Origin of the sequence: Haloarcula salina, from assembly GCF_010119195.1 — an archaeon.
GTDB lineage: Archaea > Halobacteriota > Halobacteria > Halobacteriales > Haloarculaceae > Haloarcula > Haloarcula salina.
Map to the genome: position 1 here is coordinate 874867 of NZ_WRXL01000001.1, position 20778 is coordinate 895644.

A 20778-nucleotide genomic window follows, 5' to 3' on the forward strand; every position below is an offset into this window, starting at 1 on the left:
AGAGCGGGAGACAGGAGAGCAGTCGGTCGCGCGGGTCCGACCTTACCGGCCGATCGAGGCGGTCACCGTCTGAACGACGACCTCTCCGTCGCTCCGGACGGTGATCGAGTGACCGGCGTGTTCGAAGGAGACGCTTACCGGCGAGTCCGACTGGACGAGCGCGTCGAGCGCCTCGGGGTCGATCGCATCGTAGAGCGGGGCGAAATCGGTCTGTTCGCGGCCCGTGATCGCAGAGATGTACTCCGGCACGGCCATGCTCGGACGGGTCTCGCTCCAGTCGTACTGCTTTCGGGTGACGCTCATCTGCCCTGCCACATCGCGGTCCCCACTCCGTCGGTTACTCTTACTCATACTGAACTATCTACATCTTCGTTCCTGGGGAGTAATATACTCTGCCCAGCATTATCAAACTCTGAAAACGCCTCGGTTCGACGTGTTCGATGCGAGACGACAGTTCCGTCGTCGGATTTTCGACCGGTCGTCGACGCGCTCCCGTTCAAATAACGGGCCTTGATAACCATACTCAAACAGTCGGTTCCTCGGCTGACCCGGCCGCGCACGGCGAGACGACCAGACAGATCGGCGACCCGCCGGCTGCGCCGGTTCGAACGCTCAGAGGTCGGCGGCGTCTTCGATGGCGTCGGTGAGTTCGCGGATGCTCTCGACGGTGTGTTCGCCCATGTGGCCGATGCGGAACGTCTGCTCGCCCAGCTGAGAGCCGTAGCCGTTGGAGAAGACCATGTCGTGCTCCTCACTCACGGCCTCGATGGTCGCGGCCACGTCGATGCCCTGCGTGTTCTCGATGCAGGAGACCGTCTGGGAGCGATAGCCTTCCTCGGCGAAGAGGTCGAAGTGCTCGCTGGCCCACTCGTGGACGTACTCGGTCATCTCACGGTGGCGCTCGTCACGTCCCTCGTGGCCCTCCTCGAGCATGTATTTCATCTGTTTGCGGTAGGCGAGCATGACCGGAATGGCCGGCGTGGAGTGGGTCTGGCCCTTCCGGTCGTAGTAGTCGAGACACCGCTGGAAGCCGCCGTACCACGACGAGGAATCAGTGTCCAGCTCCCGTTCGTAGGCGTCGTCGCTGACGACGCAGACGGCGAGGCCAGGCGGCATGGCGAAGGCCTTCTGCGTCGAGGCGAAGATCACGTCGATGTCGTGCTCGTCGATGTCGACGTAGTCCCCGCCCAGCGCGGAGACGGCGTCGACGACGAAGTAGGTGTCCGGGTACTCGGCGATCACGTCGCCAATCTCCTCGATGGGGTTGCGGACGCCGGTCGAGGACTCGTTCATGACGGTCGCGACCACGTCGTAGTGCTTGTCCGTCGATTCGAGGTGCTCGCGGATGTCCTCGGGCTTGATCGCCTGTCCCCACTCGTACTCCAGGCGGTCGACGTCCTTGCCGAGGCGCTCGGCGACGTTCGCGTGGCGCTCGCTGAAGCTCCCGCAGGTCGGGACGAGGATGTTCTCGTCGACGAGGTTGAGCGTCGAGGCCTCCCAGAACTCAGTGCCGGAGGCCGTGAGGATGATCACCTCGTTGTCGGTGCCGAGGAACTCCTTCGTGTCCTCGACGATGGTCGTGTAGAGGTCGGTCATCCGGTCCATTCGGTGGCCGAACATCGGCTGGGCCATCTCCTGGATGACGTCCTCGCGGACCTCTGTCGGGCCCGGGATGTACAGCGTCTTGTCGGGGTAGTCGTCGGTATACTCGCGTTTTTCGGTCACGGAAGCCACCTTCGTAGGTGCCCCCTCGGAGCGAGCGGGCATGGTAGTTTTGATACCGGGCGGGAGCCGCGACGCGAACGGGCCGAGCGGCGGCCACCGGTGGGCCCCGAGAGACCCGATAACTCACACGCTCGTTGCAGTCTACGGGAAGTATTTACCGAATGAAGTGCCACGTGTTACCATGGACCGTCACGCCCCGCTTACCGACGACCAGCTCGCCGCAGTAGCCGACAGGGCGGTCGAGCAGGTCGCGGATACCCTCGCCGAACTCGGACTGGACCTGGGAGACGGCCAGACACCGCCGTCTGAAGGGGACTATCGCCGGAGCGGGCGGGCAGCGTCGCGGGCTGACGCAGAGACGCACCGCGAGCGCGCCAGGGAGTGAGAGCGACTGCGGACCGTTCGGGTCACCGGCGAGCGATCGCCCGGTGAGCGAACAGGACCAGCGCGGCGTAGACGGTGGGGGCGATCAGGGAGACGACGGAGACGGTAAGGAATCCCGAGAGCAGGATCCGGACGAACACCAGCAGGAACGGCGTGACCGCGAGCGCCTTCGCGCCGCGGTCGAGGGCCGCGTCGACGGAGTCGGCGTCGGCCGCGACGTAGCCGATGCCGACGACGGCGAGCAGGTACCACAGGGTCACGCCGTCGGGCGAGGCGAACGGGAGGGTAAAGAGCGCGACGACCCCGAGGGCGATGCCGACGAGCAGCGGCCCGCTGTCGTGCTCCTCGAACGAGACCAATATTCCCGAGAAGTCCCCGGACTCCATCGCCGTCTCGATGTCGGCGGCGGCGCTCGAACCGGGCGAGCGTCCGTGGGCGGCGTCGACGGGCGCGTCGAAGTCCCGGCCGCAGTGCATACACCACCTCGCGGTCGCGCTCACTTTCTCGGTGCAGTGGGGGCAGCGGGGATCCTCGCGCATAGGAGCATGTCCACGGGCTGGCAGTTAGCCGTTACGGGGAGAGGATTCAATGTCCTCGGCGCGTAACGGGGGGTATGGATTGGGTCGAACGGGCCGAGCGCCTCCTGTACGACGGGGAGGCGATCGAGGAGTCCGTCCGCCTCGACGGTGGCGGCGTCGTGGTGACGAGCCACCGCGTCCTCGCGTTCACGCCGGACCGCGAGGGGGCGAACTTCCACCAGGTCGACCGGCCGAACGTCGACGGCGTCGCCGTGACGACGAAGGGCGACTGGCAGTTCCTGGAACTCGGCGTGAAGGCGCTCGTCGTCGGCGGCGTGCTGGTCGGGGCCGGGACGATGGTGAGCCTCGACGGCCTCGTCGGAAACGTCTCGCTCGACAGCGGCGGGGCCGCGAGCGCCGTCGGAATCGGCGGCATGATGGGGATGCTCCAGACGATGCTGACGCTCATGGCCCAACTGGACGACCTCATGCGATTGTTCGGCGCACTTGGACTCGCCTTCGCGGCGGTCGTCCTCGGCGTCTACCTCTGGAGCCGCGACCGCCTGCTCGTCATCGGCGTCGCCGGCGACGACGATATCGAACTGGCCGCCCCGGACGAGGATGGACTCGTCGCCCGCGTCGAGGCCGCGATCGTGCCGGGGGCCGCCGCGGGCGAGGGCCGAGATCCCGGTCCGTCCCCGCCCGACGATCCGCTGGCGTGACGTTCAACTCCGCCGAGCGCTAACCCTTGGGTGATGGACGCCGCCGAGGTCCGCGACCGCGCCGGAGCGCTCCCGCGAGAGTCCGGCGTGTACCTGTTCGAACGCGCCGTCGACGACCAGCGACGCGTCCTCTACGTCGGGAAGGCCGTCGACTTACGAAGTAGGGTGCGCTCGTACGCCGACCCGCGGAGCGAGCGCATCGCGAAGATGGTCGACCGCGCCGACGGCGTCGACTTCGCCGTGACGGACACGGAGACGCAGGCGCTGCTGCTGGAAGCGAATCTCATCAAGCGCCACCGGCCGCCCTACAACGTCCGGCTGAAAGACGACAAGTCCTACCCGCTGGTCCAGCTGACCGACCACGCCGTCCCACGCATCGAGGTGACGCGCGACCCCGACGACGGCGCGACCGTCTACGGGCCGTTCACCGACAAGGGCCGCGTCGAGACGGTCGTCAAGGCGCTGCGAGAGACCTACGGCCTCCGAGGGTGTTCCGACCACAAGTACAGGAATCGCGACCGGCCCTGCCTCGACTACGAGATGGGCATCTGCACCGCGCCCTGCACCGGCGAGATCAGCGAGGCGGACTACGCCGAAGACGCCGAGTCGGTCAGGCGATACTTCGAGGGCGAGACCGGCGTGCTCGCGGACCCGCTCCGTCGCGAGATGGAGGCCGCCGCGCAGGCACAGGAGTTCGAGCGCGCGGCGAACCTCCGGGACAAGCTCGGCGCGGTCGAGGCCCTCCACGGCGAGGGCGACACGGCGGTCAGCGACTCGGCCACCCACCAGAGCACGGACGTGCTCGGCGCTGCCGTCGAAGGCGAGACCGCTATCGTCGCCCGCTTGCACGCCGAGGGCGGCAAACTCGTCGAGCGCGACCGACACACGCTCGCGGCCCCGGACGGCGAGGGCACGGCCGGAGTCTATCGCGCGTTCATTCCGCAGTACTACGCCGAGCGCGAACTGCCGGACCGAATTCTCTGTGCAGAAGACCCCGCCGACCCGGACATCGAGTCGTGGCTCGAGCGCGAGGGCGTGACGCTGTCGGTCCCCGGCGCGGGCCGCGAGGCCACGCTGGTCGACCTCGCGCTGAAGAACGCCCGCCAGCGCGGCCGGAGCGACGACGAGGCCGGGCGATTGGCCGACGCGCTCGGCATCGACCGCCCGACCCGCATCGAAGGCTTCGACGTGAGCCACGCCCAGGGCCGGTCCGTCGTCGGGTCGAACGTCGCCTTCGTCGACGGGTCGCCCGAGAAGAGCGACTACCGCCGGAAGAAGCTCACCGAGCGAAACGACGACTACGCGAACATGCGCGAACTCGTCCGCTGGCGGGCGCTGCGCGCCGTCGAGGGCCGCGACGACCGCCCCGACCCGGACCTGTTGCTCATCGACGGCGGCGACGGACAGCTCGGGGCCGCCCGCGACGCGCTGGCCGAGACCGGCTGGGACGTGCCGGTCGCCGCGCTCGCCAAAGACGGGGAACTGGTGATAACCGCAGAGCGGGTGTACGACTGGGACGACGACGCGCCACAGCTCCACCTGCTCCAGCGGGTCCGCGACGAGGCCCATCGCTTTGCCGTCCAGTACCACCAGACGCTCCGGGACGACGTGTCGACGGCGCTCGACGACGTACCCGGTGTCGGTCCCGCGACGCGAAAGCGACTCCTCCGCCGGTTCGGCAGCGTCGCGGGCGTTCGAGCGGCCTCCCGGGAGGAACTGACCGCACTGGACGGCATCGGTGAGCGGACCGCCGAGACGATCCAGACGCGCCTCGGCTGATTTCGTATCGCCGATGGTGGTTTATCGAACGAAACGAGCGAAACACAGAATCAGTGTCCTGAGCGCCCAGTAGTTTGAAAAACTCGGTTTCAACCGACTTTCGGGGCGAGCTCGTGAAATGAGATTTCGCACCCACGCGTGCACGAATGAAGTGAAAACGGAGAGCGAGGGCCCGCGCCCGAACCGGTCACTCGACCACCGCCTGAAAGGCTCCGGTTCCGTTCGGAGATCGGCGTATCCGGACATGAACCCCACTGCGGGACAACCCTGCCGGCGCACGACCGGCGAACATCACGGTCCCGTGTCTTCTCGCGGCGTGACACCGTCACCGATGAGAGAGGCGTCCGAGTGCAGCCCTATCGCACATCGCGTCTCGGAAGCGATGACCGGGTGGTTCGGTCGGATACCGCTCCGTTCGGTTTCGGGTGAATGCGATGTCAGTGGATATCCGAGATTCGGAGACTCAGGTCGAACCGCCCCGTTAGTTTCTGACGGCCGCCACGTTGATAGATAGCACACAACATTGCAGTTCGCAGTTCTCGTCCGATGGAGCCAGGCAGTTCCTCATCGAAAGGGAAGCACCGCTTTCGGACCAACCGTGCTCGATCACCGCGAGACAGGACTGCCATCAGCGAACGGGCGATCGGGGGCGACATCGGGAAACGGTCGAGAGACTGAGTTCCGATTGTTTCGAAACAGCCAGGAGTAGCCGTTTCAGAGCGTTTACACCTCGATTGCGCGAGAGAGCGACCCGTGAGGAGGACAGAGCGATATATTTTATTTCGCTATATCAAATCTGGTCGAGTCGCTCCGAGCCAGAATTCGTCGACGCCCGCAGACTACGGTGGCTCAGTCCGGCGGCTATCGGGACGGCGACCGCGAGAAAATCTGGGACCGGCGTCCGATTTCCGGCGAAACGGCCGTTAGAGATCGCCGTTGATGATATCCGCGACCCGCTGACGGTCGAACAGCTGTTCGTCGGCTGGAATTTCGGGATAGGGGCCCTCCCCGTAGGTCGGCCACTGGCCGAACTGCTCCGGATAGAGCTGTTTGGCAGTCATTTCCAGTTGGAAGAGGTTCAGGATCGGACCCTGGTATCTGGCCCCCTGCGCGTACATCCGGTCGTTCTGCACGGCGGTAATCTCCGCGGCCGCGGGGTCGGATTTGAACGTCTCCCGTCGCTTCGGGAGGCTCGTCCCCGGTTCCATTCCGCCGAGGAAGAGAATCACCTCGGGGTCGGCCTCCAGGAGGACCTCGAAGTCGACCGTCGAGTTCGTCTCGATCGCTCCCTCGAAGGCGTCACGGGGACCGAGCGGGCGGGTGTGCGCGTTCAGGAATCCCGGCTGGTCCATCGTGTAGGCCCAGATCTCGTCGAGGTCCGCGGAGGCGAGCATGACCGCCGTCGGCCGCTCCGACTCGGCCGGGAGGTCTGCCTCGATGGTCGACAGCAGGTCGTCGTGGATCGCGGCGAGCGCCTGGTACCGCTCGCGCTCCTGGAACGCCTCGGCCACGAGTTCGAACTGTTCCCACAGCGTGTAATACTCGTAGGACCCTGCCCAGGAGTCCGGCGGTTGCTGGTGGCGGTCGCTCAGGGAGTTCCCGAACCACGGAGAGACGTTCTCTGCGATCTCGTCGATGTCCGACTGGCTCCAGGCGTCCTGTTTGACGATCCACGCCGGGTCGGCGAGGTGCACGTCGCTGTCGAGTTCGTAGAGCTGCTCTTTGCTCGGCTGCCAGGAGGAGTACAGCCCCGACCAGTCGAGCGAGACGCCGGGGAGTCGCTCGACGAACTGGTTCCACAGGCCGTCGTAGTAGTCCGGCGCGTGCATGGCGGTGACCGAGTCCCCGCGGCCGAGCGCGAACGCCATGTCGGCGTGGTGGGTGAGCCGCGTGAACACGGTCTCCGGCGGCGACTCGAAGGACACCTCGCCGACCGGCGACATCGACACCGAATACGATTGGTCCGTCTCCGCTGCGGTCTGAGTGGCCTCGGCGTCGGTCGGCGTGCCGGCCGTCTGCGTCGAGTCCGCGTCACCGGCGCCTTCCGAACCGCTACACCCGGCCAGTAGTCCGCCGCCGACGACGGCTCCGCCGTACGCGAGCCACTCGCGCCGCGTCAGTGCTTCGTCCTGTGTCATAATTTTAGGTTCGCCTAATGCATTAAACCGGTTTCGGAGTTTCGGCGGGCCTAAATCGGTCGGCCGTCCGCCCGACGAACCGCGTCGACACGTGACCGTCGGCCGCGGACCGCTCGTCTGTCGTGAACCAAGGCGGTTTCACCGGTCGAACCGTATCGATTGCCATGCACGCAGGGCGTCGCCTGTTGCTCGCGATACTCGGCGTCTCGTCGCTCGCGGTGTACCTAGCTGCGGTGTTCGTGGGGTACCGGGTACTCGCAACCGTGTGGGCGCAGCGACCGTCGGCGGGGACGACGGCGCTCGTCGTGATTGGAACGGCGCTCGCGATGGGGGCGCTGAGCTACTGGGTCGGGACGAGTCAGATCAGGCGGTCGGTCGACGCGGTCGAACTCCCGCGGTCGCGAGCGCCCGGCGTCTACCGACGGTTCGACACGCTCACCGAGCGGATGGACGTGTCGACGCCGGCGCTGCTGGTGGCGCGCCTCCCGGTCCCGAACGCCTTCGCGGTCGGCGGGAGCGAGCGAGCGGTCATCGTCGACCGACGGCTGTTCGGGTACCTCTCGGGCGACGAACTCGAAGCGCTGCTGGCCCACGAACTCGCCCACCTCGAAACCCACGACGCGTTCGTCCAGACGGTACTCTACAGCCTGCTGCAGAGCGTCGTCGGCCTGGTCGCCATCGCGGTACTCCCGCTCGTGGCGCTGGCGGGCGGGGTCGCTCGAGCGCTGGCTCTGGTTCGCGGGCGGCCGGAGGCCTGGGCCGGCTCCTGGTTCGCCGTCGCCCAGCGTCGGGCGCTGCAGTTCGTCGGCCTCCTCGGGTTCGCCATCGCCCTCGTGGCGCTTGCGTACTCTCGGCGGCGCGAGTGGGCCGCGGACGACCGCGCCGTCGAGGTGACCGGGAAGCCGCTGGCGCTGGCCCGCGCCCTCGGGAAAATCGAGCGGGCGTCGACGCCGGATCTCGGCCCGCTGACACCGCTCTACGTCCACGGAACCGAAGACGACGATCTGTCGCATCTCCTGTCGACCCACCCGCCGATGGACGAACGCATCGAACGGTTGCGGTCTCGAGCCGCAACCGAGGCAAAAAGGGCCTAAGCGACCATTGAATAGAGGGGATACCGAGATTCAGACGGGTTTCGGACATAGATAACGACGGGTTGGGTGCAAGCAGACGGAATTACCCCGATATCTCGGAAGACAGACTACGTCCGCGCCCCGTTCGGAATCGAGGTCCGGGCCGAGGAGAGTAACCCCGTAGATAGAGGGTCAGATGCTCAGGGACGGGTCGCGTTCAGCCCCACCTGGAGACCGGCCGTGAAGTCATCGGCGACATCGAGGGCTGTTCCGTTGTCGCGGAGCGTGTTCGTGGCGACCACGCCGCTCTCGCCCGAGCGAACGCGTATTCCGGCCTCGGTCGCACCGCTGACGGCGTTACCGGTGATCGTGAAGCCGTGGGGACGCTGTTCCCGGCGCGGTTCGGTGGCGTCGCCGTCGGCCGGGACCGTCCGAGAGAGGATTCCGACGGGGCAGTCGGCGACCTGGTTCCCCGCGATCGTGATGTCGGACGAGCGCGCCGCCGGCGTCCCGGCGACCTCGTCGCGCAGGTGTGTCTCCTTGTACTCGATCTCGATGCCGGCCTCACCGCCGGGGTCGGGCGCGAACTCGTGCAGGTCCCGACAGACGTTGCCGACGATCGCGCCCCGCTGGGCCGGCGAGCAGGCGATGAGGCTGTGACCCCCGTCGAAGACCACGTTGCCGAAGACGACGAAGTGCGAGACGTTGTACGGCGCGATGTTGTTGAACTTCATCCCGGAGACGCGGTTCCCCGCGATGACGACGTCGCTCGACCGGCGGAGGTCCGAATCGCCGCCCGCCGGCGCGCTGCGGCTGGTGATGCCGTACCAGTTCGGATCGACGACCTCGTTGTCTCGGACGGTCACGTTCGTACACCGCGTGAACGAGATGCCCATCTGGAACCCGTTGACCGTCCGCGTGTTCGCGACGAGGAGGCCGTCACAGCCGTCGGCCTGGACGGCCTGATTGTCCAGTTGCGTGCCCGCACCGTCGAACTCGACGTCCGTGACGGCGACGTTGTCGCCACGGACCCGGAGCAGGTCGTGCCCCGTCGGCAGCGGGTTCTCCTGTGTATCGGTCGGTGCCGGGTCGTCCCGGCTGCCGGTCTCCGACGCGACGAAGCGGGTGCCCCGCTGGCCGGTCACCAGTGTGTCGTCGCCCACCGTGGCCGGACCGCCGAACTCGAAGGTGTGCGCGCTGGCGACGACGGTCCCGCCAGTCTCGCCGAGCTGATCGAAGGCGTGCTGGAACGCGACGTCCGCGGTGTCGTCGGTGGCCAGCGAGACGCCGCCCGTCGAGCCGTCGACGACGAGGTACGTGCCGGAGCTCCGCCCGGACCCGGTCCCCTGCCCGCGCTCGGCGGCCGGCGTCTCGTTCCGCGTCACGAAGTACACGTCGCCCGTGCCCGGAATCCCGCCGGCCGCCTGTGCGCGTCCGTCGCCGGACGCGAGCCCGAGACCGGCGGCCGCCCCGATGCTCCCGAGGAGCGACCGACGAGTGGTCTGTAGCGATCCCGCGCCGCGCTGGGTGTCGCCTGCCGGAGTGCTGGATGGCATTCGATTGAAGGTGTCGGCACACCGATACTGTCGTTTTATAATACTGTTCTGACCGGAACGTACCGGTACGTACGGGAACTAGACACAGCCGACTACCGACGAACGCAATCGGTGGACGCGACTCGACGGGGACTGCGCGAGGAGAGACGTGAGCGAGGCGTCGCGGTGTTCGACGAAGTCGAGCGTGGCCTCGGATCGGGCGACTGACCCGACCAGCGGGCTATCGCTCCCCGTACAGGCGTCGAAGCAGGTCCGCAGTGCCGGCCTTCGTCTTCAGATAGCGGCGGTCGCCGTCGGGCGTCCGGACCGCGTACGCGTAGGTGTCGCTGTCCGGGACGTACCACCGATCGCCGTAGGTCGACAGCGCCGTCGACCCGCCGTCGGTGACTTCCGGCGATTCTCCGTCCGCTCGCTCGTCCGAGACCGACGCGGCGTGCGGTACCGAGTCCTCCGGGCACTCACCGACGACGCACAGGTCGCTCTCCAGCGGGTAGTCGCCGGGCATCCCGACCGCGGAGTCCTCGTTGCGACCCGCCTTCAGCGTCTCGCGCATCAGGACCTCCTGTGCGTTGACGACGCGGTCGCCGTCGTCCGGATAGCGCTGGCGGTAGTCGCCGTCGGCACCCATCTCCCACAGCTTGCGGTTGTCCGCGAGGACGAGTTCGAGATTGAACCGGAGCTGGCGCTGGACGTCCGGGTCCGTGACCGGCGTGACCGCCTCGACGCGGTAGTCGAGGTTCCGCGTCATCCAGTCGGCGCTGCCGATGTAGTACTCGGGTTCGCCCCAGTCGTCGCCCTCGCCGGGGTCGGCCCGCGCGCCGTTCTCGAAGTAGAAGATGCGGGAGTGTTCGAGGAATCGGCCGACGAGGGAGTAGACGGAGACGTTCTCGCTGACTTCGTCGAGGCCGGGCCGGAGCCGGCAGATGTCCCGGACGACGAGGTCGATATCGACGCCGGCCATCGACGCGCGGTACAGTTCCTCGACGATGGCGGGGTCCTCGAGCCCGTTGACCTTGGCGACGATGCGGGCGGGCCGTCCGGCCCGGGCGTGCTGGGCCTCGCGGCGGATGTAGCGGGTGAACTCCCGGCGCATCGTGACCGGTGCGATGAGCAGTTCGCGGAACTCCTCGTCGAGCGAGGGGCCGGTGAAGAAGTTGAACACCTTCGTCAGGTCCCGACCGATGTCCCGGTCGGCTGTCAACAGACCGAGGTCGACGTACCCCTTGGCCGTCTCGGAGTGATAGTTCCCAGTCCCGATGTGCGAGTACAGTTCGACGCCGTCGTCCTCCTCCCGGACGACGAGCGCGGTCTTGGTGTGGGTCTTGAGGCCGACGGTCCCGTAGGCGACGTGGATGCCGTTCTCCTCCAGTTTTCGCACCCATTCGAGGTTGTTCTGCTCGTCGAAGCGGGCCTTCAGTTCGACCATCACCGCGACCTGCTTGCCGTTTTCGGCGGCGTCGATGAGCGACTGGATCACCTGCGAGTCGCTGGCGGTCCGGTAGATGGCCGCTTTCACCGCGAGCACGTTCGGGTCTTCGGCGGCTGCGGAGAGGAACCGCTGAACCGTGTCCGTGAAGTCGTGGTACGGGTGATGTAGCAGGATATCGTTCGCTCGAATTCGCTCGAAAATGCCGCGCTTAGCGGCCTCGTCGGGGTTACGGAGCGGACGCGGATTCCGGGTGTCGAGGCGGGGATGCGGCTGTGGGGTCCACTCGTCGAGCGAGAGGTCCGGCCGGTCGAGCTCGGTCAGTTCCGCGAAGTCGCGGTAGTCCAGCGGCCCGTCGAGGTCGTAGATCTCGCGCTCGTCGAGACCGAGTTGCTCTGTGAGCGTCGACCGGATGCGCGGGTCGGCGTCGGCGGAGATCTCCATCCGGACGACCGTCGCGAACCGGCGCTGTTCGAGCACGTCCTCAACCATGTCGATGAGGTCCTCGGCGACCTCCTCGTTGCGCCGTACCTCGGCGTTGCGCGTCAGTCGGAACAGCGCCGCGTCGACGATGTCGACGTTGGGTAACAGCAGATCCAGGTTCTCTCGAACGACGTCTTCGATCCGGACGTAGCGGGTGTCGTCGCCGACCTGGATCAGCCGCGGCCGGTTCGGCGGGATCTTGATGCGGGTGAACGTCGGGTCGTCGGCGTCCGACTGGCGCGTGAGGACGGCCAGCGACAGCGATCGATTCGAGATGAACGGGAACGGATGGGCGGGGTCGAAGGACAGCGGCGTCAGCGTCGGCAGCACCGAGTCCTCGAAGTACTCGCGCATCGACGCCCGCTCGGCGTCGCTGAGCGCGTCGTAGTCGAGAACGTGGATGCCCGCGTCGGCGAGGGCCGGACGAATCGCGGTCCGGTAACACCGGGCCTGTGTCTGGAGCATCGGCCGGAGCGTCTCGTGGACTTCGCCCCACTGCTCTCGCGGAGTCCGACCGTCTGGGGCAGTCTCCGTCACGCCGGCCTCCATCTGCTGTTTGAGGCCGCCGACGCGTTTCATCACGAACTCGTCCAGGTTTCGGGTGACGATCGACAGGAACCGGACCCGTTCGAGCAGCGGATTGCGTTCGTCGAGCGCCTCGTGGAGCACACGCCGCTGGAAGGCGAGTTCGCTCAGTTCGCGGTTGAGATACAGCGACGAGTCGGTCAGGTCGACGTCGTCGGGCCGGTAGGCCTCGATGTCCGGGGATTCAGAGCGCTGCATGGATTAGGAGGAGAGCGGCGCGTTCCGGTCCGGGTCGACGATGCTGTCTGCCGAGCGGTCCTCGTGGGTCGTCTCGGGCTCGACCGTGACGAACTCGCCCGTCGAGCACCGGTAGGCCGTCAGCTGACCGCCGTAGACGCAGCCGGTGTCGAGACCGACGGCCGCGGCCGTCTCGAACGGTTCGGAGAGTACCGTGTGACCGAAGAAGACGCGCGGCTGCACCGTCCGCGTCTCGAACCAGTACGGCCGGTCGTAACTCCCGTCGGGGACGAGCGAGCGCATGTTCAGCAGTTCCGTCAGCCCGTGGTCGACGAGGGGTTTACGGTGGTCGACGCCGCCGTGGACGACCAGCGAGTCGTCCCAGGAGATCGCCACGGGCAGCGAAGCGATCCAAGAGAGGTCGTCGTCGGTCAGCGACGCGACGGACTTCCGGCCGTCGACGAGCTTCTGCTCGTTGTTTCCGCGGACCGTCAGGAAGTTCGACGTGTGGCGCACGCGGTCGACGACGCCCGCGCTGTCGGGCCCCTTCCGAACGAGGTCACCGACGAAGACCACGAGGTCGTCGTCGGACGGGTCGAGTCGGTCGAGGAGTCGGTCGAGCGTCGGCCGACAGCCGTGGACGTCGCCGACGACGTAGATGTCGTCCCACCGACCGCTGTCGATCCGTCGATGCGAGGCGTCGAGTTCGGGATGGAGGCTCGGTGCTGAGGCCATGAGTCAAAAGGGCTGGTAGCCGAACCGACGACGTTCCGTATATAGGGGTTTTATATGAGGAGTATATAGCGCTACGTTCACGATACCGACGCGGTCGGACGGCCCTGATTCGTCCAGGGAGCAGCGGCGAGTCGCCAATCGCGGCACTCTATACCGGAATAGAGCACCACGTACCGGTCCTAGAAACGGCTTTCTATCGAGTGACAGTACTCGGGCATATGCAAGCCAGTGTCCCACGGCGTGCGACAGAAGATCACCCGAATCCGACACACAGTTGTCCGCTGTGTAACTGCACCGCCAGTAGCCGGGACGACATTTACTGTCACTTGCTGGTCTCACATCGGAAGAGTACGATCGCAGAGGCGCTGCTCGAAGACATCGAGTGCCGGCGGTAGCTCGGCGGCCGCTCGCGCTCGTCCCGGGCCCGTGTTTTTGCCCCGATGAGCGGATACCCTCGACTTCGATCGAATTGGATCACGAGTATCTCGATTCGATATAGCGAAATACGATATATTGAGATGGGCCGTACATCACGAAGCCGACAGCGAAACGGGCCCTGACGGCGTCTCAGTCCGAAATAGAGGTGTCGGTCGGACAGTCGCTTCCGGCGCGAGCAGCCACAGTGAGAGCGGATCGCGAACCATCCGCCCGGATCACAATCGACAGTCAACGAACGGTGACGGACAGCCTCCGAAAGCGACCAAATGGGAACGACGAGATGGCGCAACGAAAGCTGCCTTCGTGCGCGACAGAAAGTCCCTCCTCGCGCGGGGCACTCCCTTGGCTGGGGACTGACGGAGAACAATCGATCGTCCTGAATCGTCGCAACGAGCGGCGAGGAACTCCGAACTGCCGGATCGAGCACAAACAGCGAGCCGCGCGTCACCGAGGGCCGCCCGAAGGCCGTGACTCAGTGCAGTGTGGCGTGTTGCGGGCGGCCGAGTGGACAATTGAGAGGGTACCGACTAACGCGCGAGCCGGCCGGTCCTGTGTTGCCGGCGTTTGGTACGGATTGTGGGTGTGAGCTGTCGGATAATCTCCGCTCCCGCGGCTCGCTGTCGTTCGAGAGAGGCACCTCGGACGAGCGTGGGATTCTCAGTATGCCCCGCGCGAACTGGCCCGGAGCACCCGTGAACAACTGACGAACGACCACTGCGTTTCCGGCCCACCGTCGACTGGAGCGGGGCGTTCTGGTGCTACGAACTGAGTACTGCGACAGGAAACGCTATCTTGCGGCCAGGCGAGCCGTCGGCTTCGTCGGAAACGCCCGCTCTCGTACCCGATCTGGACGGGCTGTGCCGATTCGGACGGGTCTGCGCCGGATTAGGCGATTCGCCGCGAGGCCCGTGATAAATCATATATCGCGATATCAAATTGGCTGTGGACCGGGAGTCGAGATCGGAGCGGCGATTCAGGGAGCGAGATCTCGATAACACATATACACGTGTTACGACTGCGCTCTTGGGAAGCGGATTGTTAGTCAGTCCACAGCGGGCAAGGGCGACGCGGCCTCGTACCCGACGAAGCACGACCACTCAAGACGCTCAGTTCGGGAGCATCGTGCCGCGAATCTGCTGGCACAGGTCTGCCGGTATGACGGATTTGTTGCCCGCGTTGGCGTGCCGAGTCCGTGACTCAGTCCGGCAACTGTCAGGTGTTTCAACGGTATCACTGGTAGAATTGCGACCGCACATTCACCGACGAGACCGGCACGGTCTTCGAGTAGTCTGCGATACCGTCGGGTTCTCGCGGTCTGCACCTATATCCGGTTCAAGACCGGTCTTCGGCAACTGAACGTGGAAATCGAGGTTCACTACAAGGCGGTGAACCGGTGCACCAGACGAGGATTCAGCGATCGGTCCGGATACCCGAACGAAGTGGCGCGCCTGGATAGATCGTCCCATTCTATTGAACGAGAGTTTCCGTTGTGACACGGAACAACGGAGTCAAGGTTCGAAGAGAATCCGTGGTAGCACCGCTGACTCTCGAATGAATCGTCCGTCCGATCCAGTAAGGACGGAGACTGTCTAAGGAACGTCCGTTCACCAAATACGAACAGGTGTTCGCTGGAGAGTGCAGCGACCGCGCTGTTGTCGGGGTAGCCAGCGTGAGCCAATCGACGGGGCGAACGGAGTCAGGAGTAGGTGACGTTGAGTTCGATGACGTTGGCGACTTCGAGCACTTTCTGGGGGAGTTCCTCGGTAAAGCGCTCGTTCCGGAACCGGTTCGTCGGCCCGGAGACGCTGATCGCGCCGAGGACGTTCCCGTCGTTGTCGAGGACCGGCGCGGCGACGCACCGGAGGCCGTCGAGTCGTTCCTCATCGTCGAACGCGACGCCGTCCTCCCTGACCGAGTCGAGGCTCTCGCGGAGTTCATCCCGCGTGGTCACCGCGTTGTCGGTCTCGTCGCCGAGCCCGTGTCGGTCGACGATCGTGTCGACGCGTTCCTCCGGGAGATGGGCGAGGATCGCCTTGCCCAGCGCGGTCGAGTGGAGGGGGACGCGCGTGCCGACGTGGGCCTTGACCTGGACGGCCTGCTCGCCGCGGGCGCGGTAGAGGTACGACCCGCGGCCGTGCTCCTCGACGAGGACGTTCGCCAGTTCGCCCGTCTCCTCCGCGAGGCGGTCGGCCTCGGGTTTTGCGATGCGAAACAGTTTCTGGCGGTGCCGGGAGTACGCACCGAGTTCGAGGAATCGGAGTCCGACCCTGTACCGACCGTCGTCGTTGACGATGTACTCCTCCTGTTCGAGCGTGCTGAGGTAGTTGTGGATGGTGCTCTTCGGGAGGTCGAGGTGTCGCGAGAGCTCGGTGACGCCGGCGCCGCCGAGGTCCTTGAGACCGTTGAGTATCTGAAACGTCGTCTCGACCGATTTGACCGGGTTTTGTGCCGTTCGTGCCATAGTTTTGGTTTCGAGTCTGGACTGTGAGGACTCGGTCACGCGCCCGGAGCCGTTGGTGCGACGTCCGGCGGCCTCCAACGGATCCGTCGTCGCAGACCCACCACCGGGCCGCGTGGTGAGGGTGTTTCGTACCGAGTCGGGCGCGTCGGCCGTGAACCGTCGCCGAACGACCGAGGGTACTCGTATTCGTTAGATAACACTCACCGCACCGCTCCATTTAAAGCCATCGCTCGGCCGAGACGCGGTCCACAGGACGGGCCGGGCCCCGATCTCACTGGCGGTCCGCAGGGGCGTGGAAACGTCATGGGGAAACGCGTAAGTATCGTGGACGCAATCCATCGAACGTATGACGCAGACGTACGAGAACTACATCGGTGGCGAGTGGACCGGTAGCGAATCCGGCGAGACAACGGAGGTCACGAACCCGGTCGACGGCGAGGTCGTCAGCACCGTTCCGGTCTCCTCGACGGCGGAGACGGACGCGGCTGTCGCGGCCGCGGTCGAGGCGACCGACGAGTGGGCCGGCATGCCGGGCCCGGAGCGCGGGGCGATCCTGCGCGAGACCGGTGAGATCCTCAAGAACCGGAAAGCGGAACTGGCGGAGACGCTCACCAGCGAAGAGGGCAAGCCGCTCGGCGAGGCCCAGGGCGAGGTACAGCGGGCCATCGACATCTTCTATTACTACGCCGAGAAGGCGCGCGACTTCGGCGGCACGGTCAAACAGCCCAGCGGCGGCCGCGCCGGGCTGTCGACCAAGAAGGAACCGCTCGGCGTCGCGGCGCTGATCACGCCGTGGAACTACCCCATCGCGATTCCGGCCTGGAAGATCGCGCCGGCGCTCGCGGTCGGCAACACCGTCGTCGTCAAGCCCGCGATGCAGGCCCCGACGGTCGGCGCCAAGATCATCGAAGCGCTCGACGAGGCCGGCATCCCGGACGGCGCCATCAATCTGGTCTGTGGCCCCGGCAGCGAGGTCGGCGAACGCCTGACCACCCACGACGACGTGGACGCGGTGTCGTTCACCGGCAGCGCGTCGATCGGCGAGCACGTCTACGAGCAGTCGACGGCGAACGGCAAGCGCGCGCAGGCCGAGATGGGCGGAAAGAACCCCACGCTCGTCACGTCGAGCGCGGACGTCGACAAAGCGGTCGACATCGTCGGCGCCGGCGCCTTCGGCGGCACGGGCCAGGCCTGTACGGCGACCTCCCGCGCCATCGTCCACGAGGACGTCTACGACGAGTTCGTCGACGGCATCGTCGACTACGCCGAGTCCCTGACGGTCGGTGACGGCCTCGAGGGCGCGGACATGGGCCCCCACGTCAGCCAGGGCGAACTCGAGGGCAGTCTCGAGTACGTCGACATCGCCAAGTCCGAGGGCGCGACCCACGAGACCGGCGGCGAGGAGCTGACCGGCGACGACTACGACGCCGGGAACTTCATCTCGCCGGCCGTCTTCTCCGACGTGGAGCCGGACATGCGCATCGCACAGGAGGAGGTCTTCGGTCCGGTACTCGCCGTCATCCCCGTCTCGGACTTCGAGGAGGGCGTCGAAGTCGCTAACGGCGTGGACTACGGCCTCTCGGCCAGCATCGTGACCGAAAAGGTCGACGAAGAGAACGCGTTCATCGAGCGCTCCGAGTCCGGCGTCGTGAAGGTCAACGAGAAGACCACCGGCCTCGAACTGCACGTCCCGTTCGGCGGCCTCAAGCGCTCCTCGACGAACACCTACCGAGAGCAGGGCGACGCCGGCCTCGAGTTCTTCAGCTACATCAAGACGGTCTACCGCAACAGCTAACCGGCCCGCGACATCCGGGTTCTCGGTCTCTCGGTCGCCCCGTAGCATCTACGGGAACACAATCTTTTTATACCAATCTTCTGTATGCCTACTTGCTCTTGTCCACCACAAGAGCGAGCCTGCAAAGTCATCAGTCATGGTCGTAGCCCAATCGACCAGGGATGGTGGAACGGCCCCAGCACCGACGGCCATCGTCTGTCCCGTACAGACGTTCCACTATCGTTGCAGTCTGTAGGCACCCGGACCGCAACGAACTCCCGTCGTTGGACACTCTCGCGTCGAAGCGATTCCCGTAACATCGGACCGCACAACCGCCGCATGGCTCGTGGCAGAGACGCGTTCCGGTTGGGTTCGGCCATGCATACTTTCTCTCTCCGGAGTCCGTCACCCGCCGAGGAGACGTATCGCCGGCCGACGGCACCGAACGGCACCGCACACTGCCACGGCTGAACTCGCACCCCGGATTAGCTAGCGCTCGTTCACTGATAGTGAACGGGAAGCGTAACGGTTGTACTGTCGTTATTCCGCGGCCGGTCCCGTGAGACCGTCGGTCCCCAGACGGCCCGAAATCCGGCCGAGTCGCCGCGCTGACCGGTTACATCCCGCGAGACCAGAGTTCGGTCGAGTCCGCCCGCCGAGCCGCACACTATTCCATGATATCGAACACGAGTGCATCTGCAAGGGATCGGTTGGTCTGATCGCTGAATTCACATTCGCGAATTCGGAACGCAGTCGATGTGGCAACACAACGCATAATAGCGACGCGGGCGCAGCAACCGGCATGAACGTCGACGCGCTCACGACGGACTTCGATCACCGCGACTGGCAGGAGTTGACGGAAACCGACGACCCGGTCCGGTTCGCGATGGTCGGAGTGGGCTGGTGGACCACGGAGCAGGCCATGCCCGCCGTCGCCGCCGGCGACCTCTGTGAGACGACCGTGCTCGTCAGCGGCGACCGGGAGAAGGCCGCGGACGTGGCCGCCTCCTCGGAGACAGTGGAGCACGCGCTCACCTACGAGGAGTTCCACGACGGGGCCGCGAGCGACGCGTACGACGCCGTCTACGTCGTCACGCCGAACGCCCGCCACCTGCCGTTCGTCGAGACGGCCGCGGAACTGGACAAGGCGATCCTCTGTGAGAAGCCGATGGAGTCGACGGTCGAGCGCGCCGAGCGGATGATCGAGGTCTGTGACGAGCACGACGCGACGCTGATGATCGCCTACCGGATGCACACCGAGCCGGCCGTCAGGCGAGCGAAAGACCTCATCGACGAGGGCTACGTCGGCGAACCGCTGTTCGTCCACGGCAACATGACCGAACCGATCCTCGACCTCGTGCCCGACCCCGACCAGTGGCGGCTGGACTGGGAGCTCTCGGGCGGCTGTGCCGTTATGGACATCGGGCTGTACCCGCTGAACACGAGCCGCTTCCTGCTGGAGGCGGACCCGGTTCGCGTCCGCGGCACCGTCGCCTCGGTCCAGGAGGAGTTCGACGACGTGCCCGACGAGCACGGGGCGTTCCAGCTCGACTTCCCCGGGCACGCCTACGCCGTCTGCACCGCCAGCCAGAACGCCCACCTCGACAGCCACATCTCGGTGCTCGGAACCGAGGGGAAGGTCCGCGTCGAGCCGGCGTTCTATCCGTGGGACGACCGCGCCCTCCAGCTCTCGCGAGGCGGGACGACGGTCGACATCGACTTCGAGCAGATCGACCAGATGGAAGAGGAGTTCGAGTACTTCAGCCACTGCCTACTCACCGGCGCGGAGCCCTACGCCGACGGCGAGCACGGCCTGGTCGACATCAGGACGATCAAGGCCGTCTACGAGGCCTCCGAGACGGAGTCGACGGTCGAGCTCGACTGACGGCACGAAGGTTTTTGTCGGGCGCGGACCCACTGGCGAGCCATGGTCCACTCGACCTGGGGCGACTGGTTCGTCCGCGACGAGATCGAAGCGACGGATCCCGGCGACGGCGTCGTGGTCTGGTACCTCGGCTGTAACGGCTTCGTCCTCCGGTCGGCGACGACGACGCTGTACGTCGACCCCTACTTCGGCGAGGGTGACCCGCCGACGCTCGTCCGCATGATTCCGGTCCCGATGGACCCGGCGGACGCGACGCTGTGTGACGCCGTGCTGGTCACCCACGAGCACATCGACCACATGCACCCGCCGTCGTTCGAGCCGCTGGTCGCGGACCGCGGCGCGGACGTGTACGCGCCGTCCGCGTCCTACGCGGAGCCGGACTACGACGGCGAGATCCCCGTCGACGGCGACCAGCGCAACGAGGTCGCTGCCGGCGACACGTTCGAGGTCGGCGACTTCACCGTCCACGTCGCGGGCGCGAACGACCCCGACGCCATCGAGCCGGTGAGCTACGTCGTCGAGCACGAGTCCGGGACGTTCTTCCACGCGGGCGACAGCCGCCCGGCAGAGGCGTTCGCCGACGTGGGCGAGCGCCACGACGTCGACGTGGGCGCGCTGGCGTTCGGAACGGTCGGCTCCATCTACGAGGCGGAGCCGGACCGCGGCGTCCGTACGAAGTGGTACATGGACGAGAACGAGGTGATCGAGGCGGCGAACCAGTTGCAACTGACCCGGCTGCTGCCCTCGCACCACGACATGTGGCAGGGCGAGGGCGGCGACCCGAAGGTCCTGCACGACCACGCGGTGTCACACGAGTACCCCCGGATCGTCGAACCGCCGTACGTCGGCTGTTCGGTCCGGCTGGGCGAGCCCGGTATCCGGCGTCTCGACGCGCTCGACGGCGACTGAGAGGATCACC

At 66.2% G+C, this 20778-nt stretch carries 15 protein-coding genes and 1 pseudogene; 8 read left to right on the plus strand and 8 right to left on the minus strand.

The genetic code is table 11. The features are described from left to right. Positions 1 to 42 precede the first annotated feature (42 nt). Both GM656_RS04530 and GM656_RS04535 read right to left on the minus strand, forming a co-directional pair. Positions 43 to 303 carry a HalOD1 output domain-containing protein gene (locus GM656_RS04530; RefSeq protein ID WP_162412453.1) on the minus strand — a complete coding sequence of 87 codons (261 nt, stop codon included), beginning with the start codon at positions 301 to 303 and terminating at the stop codon, positions 43 to 45. A 309-nt stretch (positions 304 to 612) separates the two neighbouring features. Next, positions 613 to 1725: a pyridoxal-phosphate-dependent aminotransferase family protein gene (locus GM656_RS04535; protein ID WP_162412454.1), complete on the minus strand. Its 1113-nt coding sequence runs from the start codon at positions 1723 to 1725 to the stop codon at positions 613 to 615. Between the two features lie 181 nt (positions 1726 to 1906). Here GM656_RS04535 and GM656_RS04540 point away from each other — a divergent pair, with 181 nt between their 5' ends. Then, the gene (locus GM656_RS04540) at positions 1907 to 2110 is read left to right on the plus strand and encodes a hypothetical protein (protein WP_162412455.1); all 204 of its coding nucleotides are present in this window, start codon (positions 1907 to 1909) and stop codon (positions 2108 to 2110) included. 22 nt (positions 2111 to 2132) lie between these two features. Here the strand turns inward: GM656_RS04540 and GM656_RS04545 are convergent, their stop codons facing one another. Next, positions 2133 to 2648 carry a zinc ribbon domain-containing protein gene (locus GM656_RS04545; protein ID WP_241692698.1) on the minus strand — a complete coding sequence of 172 codons (516 nt, stop codon included), beginning with the start codon at positions 2646 to 2648 and terminating at the stop codon, positions 2133 to 2135. Positions 2649 to 2722: 74 nt separating this feature from the next. Between GM656_RS04545 and GM656_RS04550 the strand changes: the two genes are divergently transcribed. After that, positions 2723 to 3349 carry a hypothetical protein gene (locus GM656_RS04550; protein ID WP_162412456.1) on the plus strand — a complete coding sequence of 209 codons (627 nt, stop codon included), beginning with the start codon at positions 2723 to 2725 and terminating at the stop codon, positions 3347 to 3349. A gap of 33 nt (positions 3350 to 3382) precedes the next feature. After that, positions 3383 to 5128: an excinuclease ABC subunit C gene (locus tag GM656_RS04555; protein ID WP_162412457.1), complete on the plus strand. Its 1746-nt coding sequence runs from the start codon at positions 3383 to 3385 to the stop codon at positions 5126 to 5128. 923 nt (positions 5129 to 6051) lie between these two features. Here GM656_RS04555 and GM656_RS04560 read toward each other — a convergent pair. Then, complete coding sequence (locus GM656_RS04560; protein WP_162412458.1) at positions 6052 to 7266, minus strand: ABC transporter substrate-binding protein; 1215 nt, start codon at positions 7264 to 7266, stop codon at positions 6052 to 6054. Between the two features lie 164 nt (positions 7267 to 7430). On the opposite strand from GM656_RS04560, the gene GM656_RS04565 reads away from it, so the two are divergent. Next, on the plus strand, positions 7431 to 8360 hold the full coding sequence (locus GM656_RS04565) for a M48 family metallopeptidase (RefSeq protein WP_162412459.1): 930 nt from the start codon (positions 7431 to 7433) through the stop codon (positions 8358 to 8360). 179 nt (positions 8361 to 8539) lie between these two features. On the opposite strand, the gene GM656_RS04570 is transcribed toward GM656_RS04565, so the two are convergent. The 3 genes from GM656_RS04570 to GM656_RS04580 all read right to left on the minus strand — a co-directional run bounded on the left by GM656_RS04570 (position 8540) and on the right by GM656_RS04580 (position 13301). Further along, a complete protein-coding gene (locus GM656_RS04570) occupies positions 8540 to 9895 on the minus strand; it encodes a right-handed parallel beta-helix repeat-containing protein (RefSeq protein WP_162412460.1) in 1356 nt (451 codons plus the stop codon). 220 nt (positions 9896 to 10115) lie between these two features. After that, complete coding sequence (ppk1, locus tag GM656_RS04575; RefSeq protein ID WP_162412461.1) at positions 10116 to 12587, minus strand: polyphosphate kinase 1; 2472 nt, start codon at positions 12585 to 12587, stop codon at positions 10116 to 10118. Between the two features lie 3 nt (positions 12588 to 12590). Then, on the minus strand, positions 12591 to 13301 hold the full coding sequence (locus GM656_RS04580; protein WP_162412462.1) for a metallophosphoesterase family protein: 711 nt from the start codon (positions 13299 to 13301) through the stop codon (positions 12591 to 12593). A 1571-nt stretch (positions 13302 to 14872) separates the two neighbouring features. Here GM656_RS04580 and GM656_RS19310 point away from each other — a divergent pair. Next, positions 14873 to 15145, plus strand: a pseudogene (locus tag GM656_RS19310) (IS1595 family transposase); the annotation flags it as partial. A 290-nt stretch (positions 15146 to 15435) separates the two neighbouring features. Here the strand turns inward: GM656_RS19310 and GM656_RS04585 are convergent. Further along, positions 15436 to 16200 carry an IclR family transcriptional regulator gene (locus GM656_RS04585; protein WP_162412463.1) on the minus strand — a complete coding sequence of 255 codons (765 nt, stop codon included), beginning with the start codon at positions 16198 to 16200 and terminating at the stop codon, positions 15436 to 15438. 346 nt (positions 16201 to 16546) lie between these two features. Here GM656_RS04585 and xacF point away from each other — a divergent pair, with 346 nt between their 5' ends. The 3 genes from xacF to GM656_RS04600 all read left to right on the plus strand — a co-directional run bounded on the left by xacF (position 16547) and on the right by GM656_RS04600 (position 20768). Next, on the plus strand, positions 16547 to 17995 hold the full coding sequence (gene xacF, locus GM656_RS04590) for a 2,5-dioxovalerate dehydrogenase (protein WP_162412464.1): 1449 nt from the start codon (positions 16547 to 16549) through the stop codon (positions 17993 to 17995). Positions 17996 to 18776: 781 nt separating this feature from the next. Then, on the plus strand, positions 18777 to 19859 hold the full coding sequence (gene gfo6 / locus GM656_RS04595) for a D-xylose 1-dehydrogenase Gfo6 (protein ID WP_162412465.1): 1083 nt from the start codon (positions 18777 to 18779) through the stop codon (positions 19857 to 19859). A 42-nt stretch (positions 19860 to 19901) separates the two neighbouring features. After that, entirely contained in the window at positions 19902 to 20768 is an 867-nt protein-coding gene (locus tag GM656_RS04600) for an MBL fold metallo-hydrolase (protein ID WP_162412466.1), read from the plus strand. Positions 20769 to 20778: the final 10 nt, after the last annotated feature.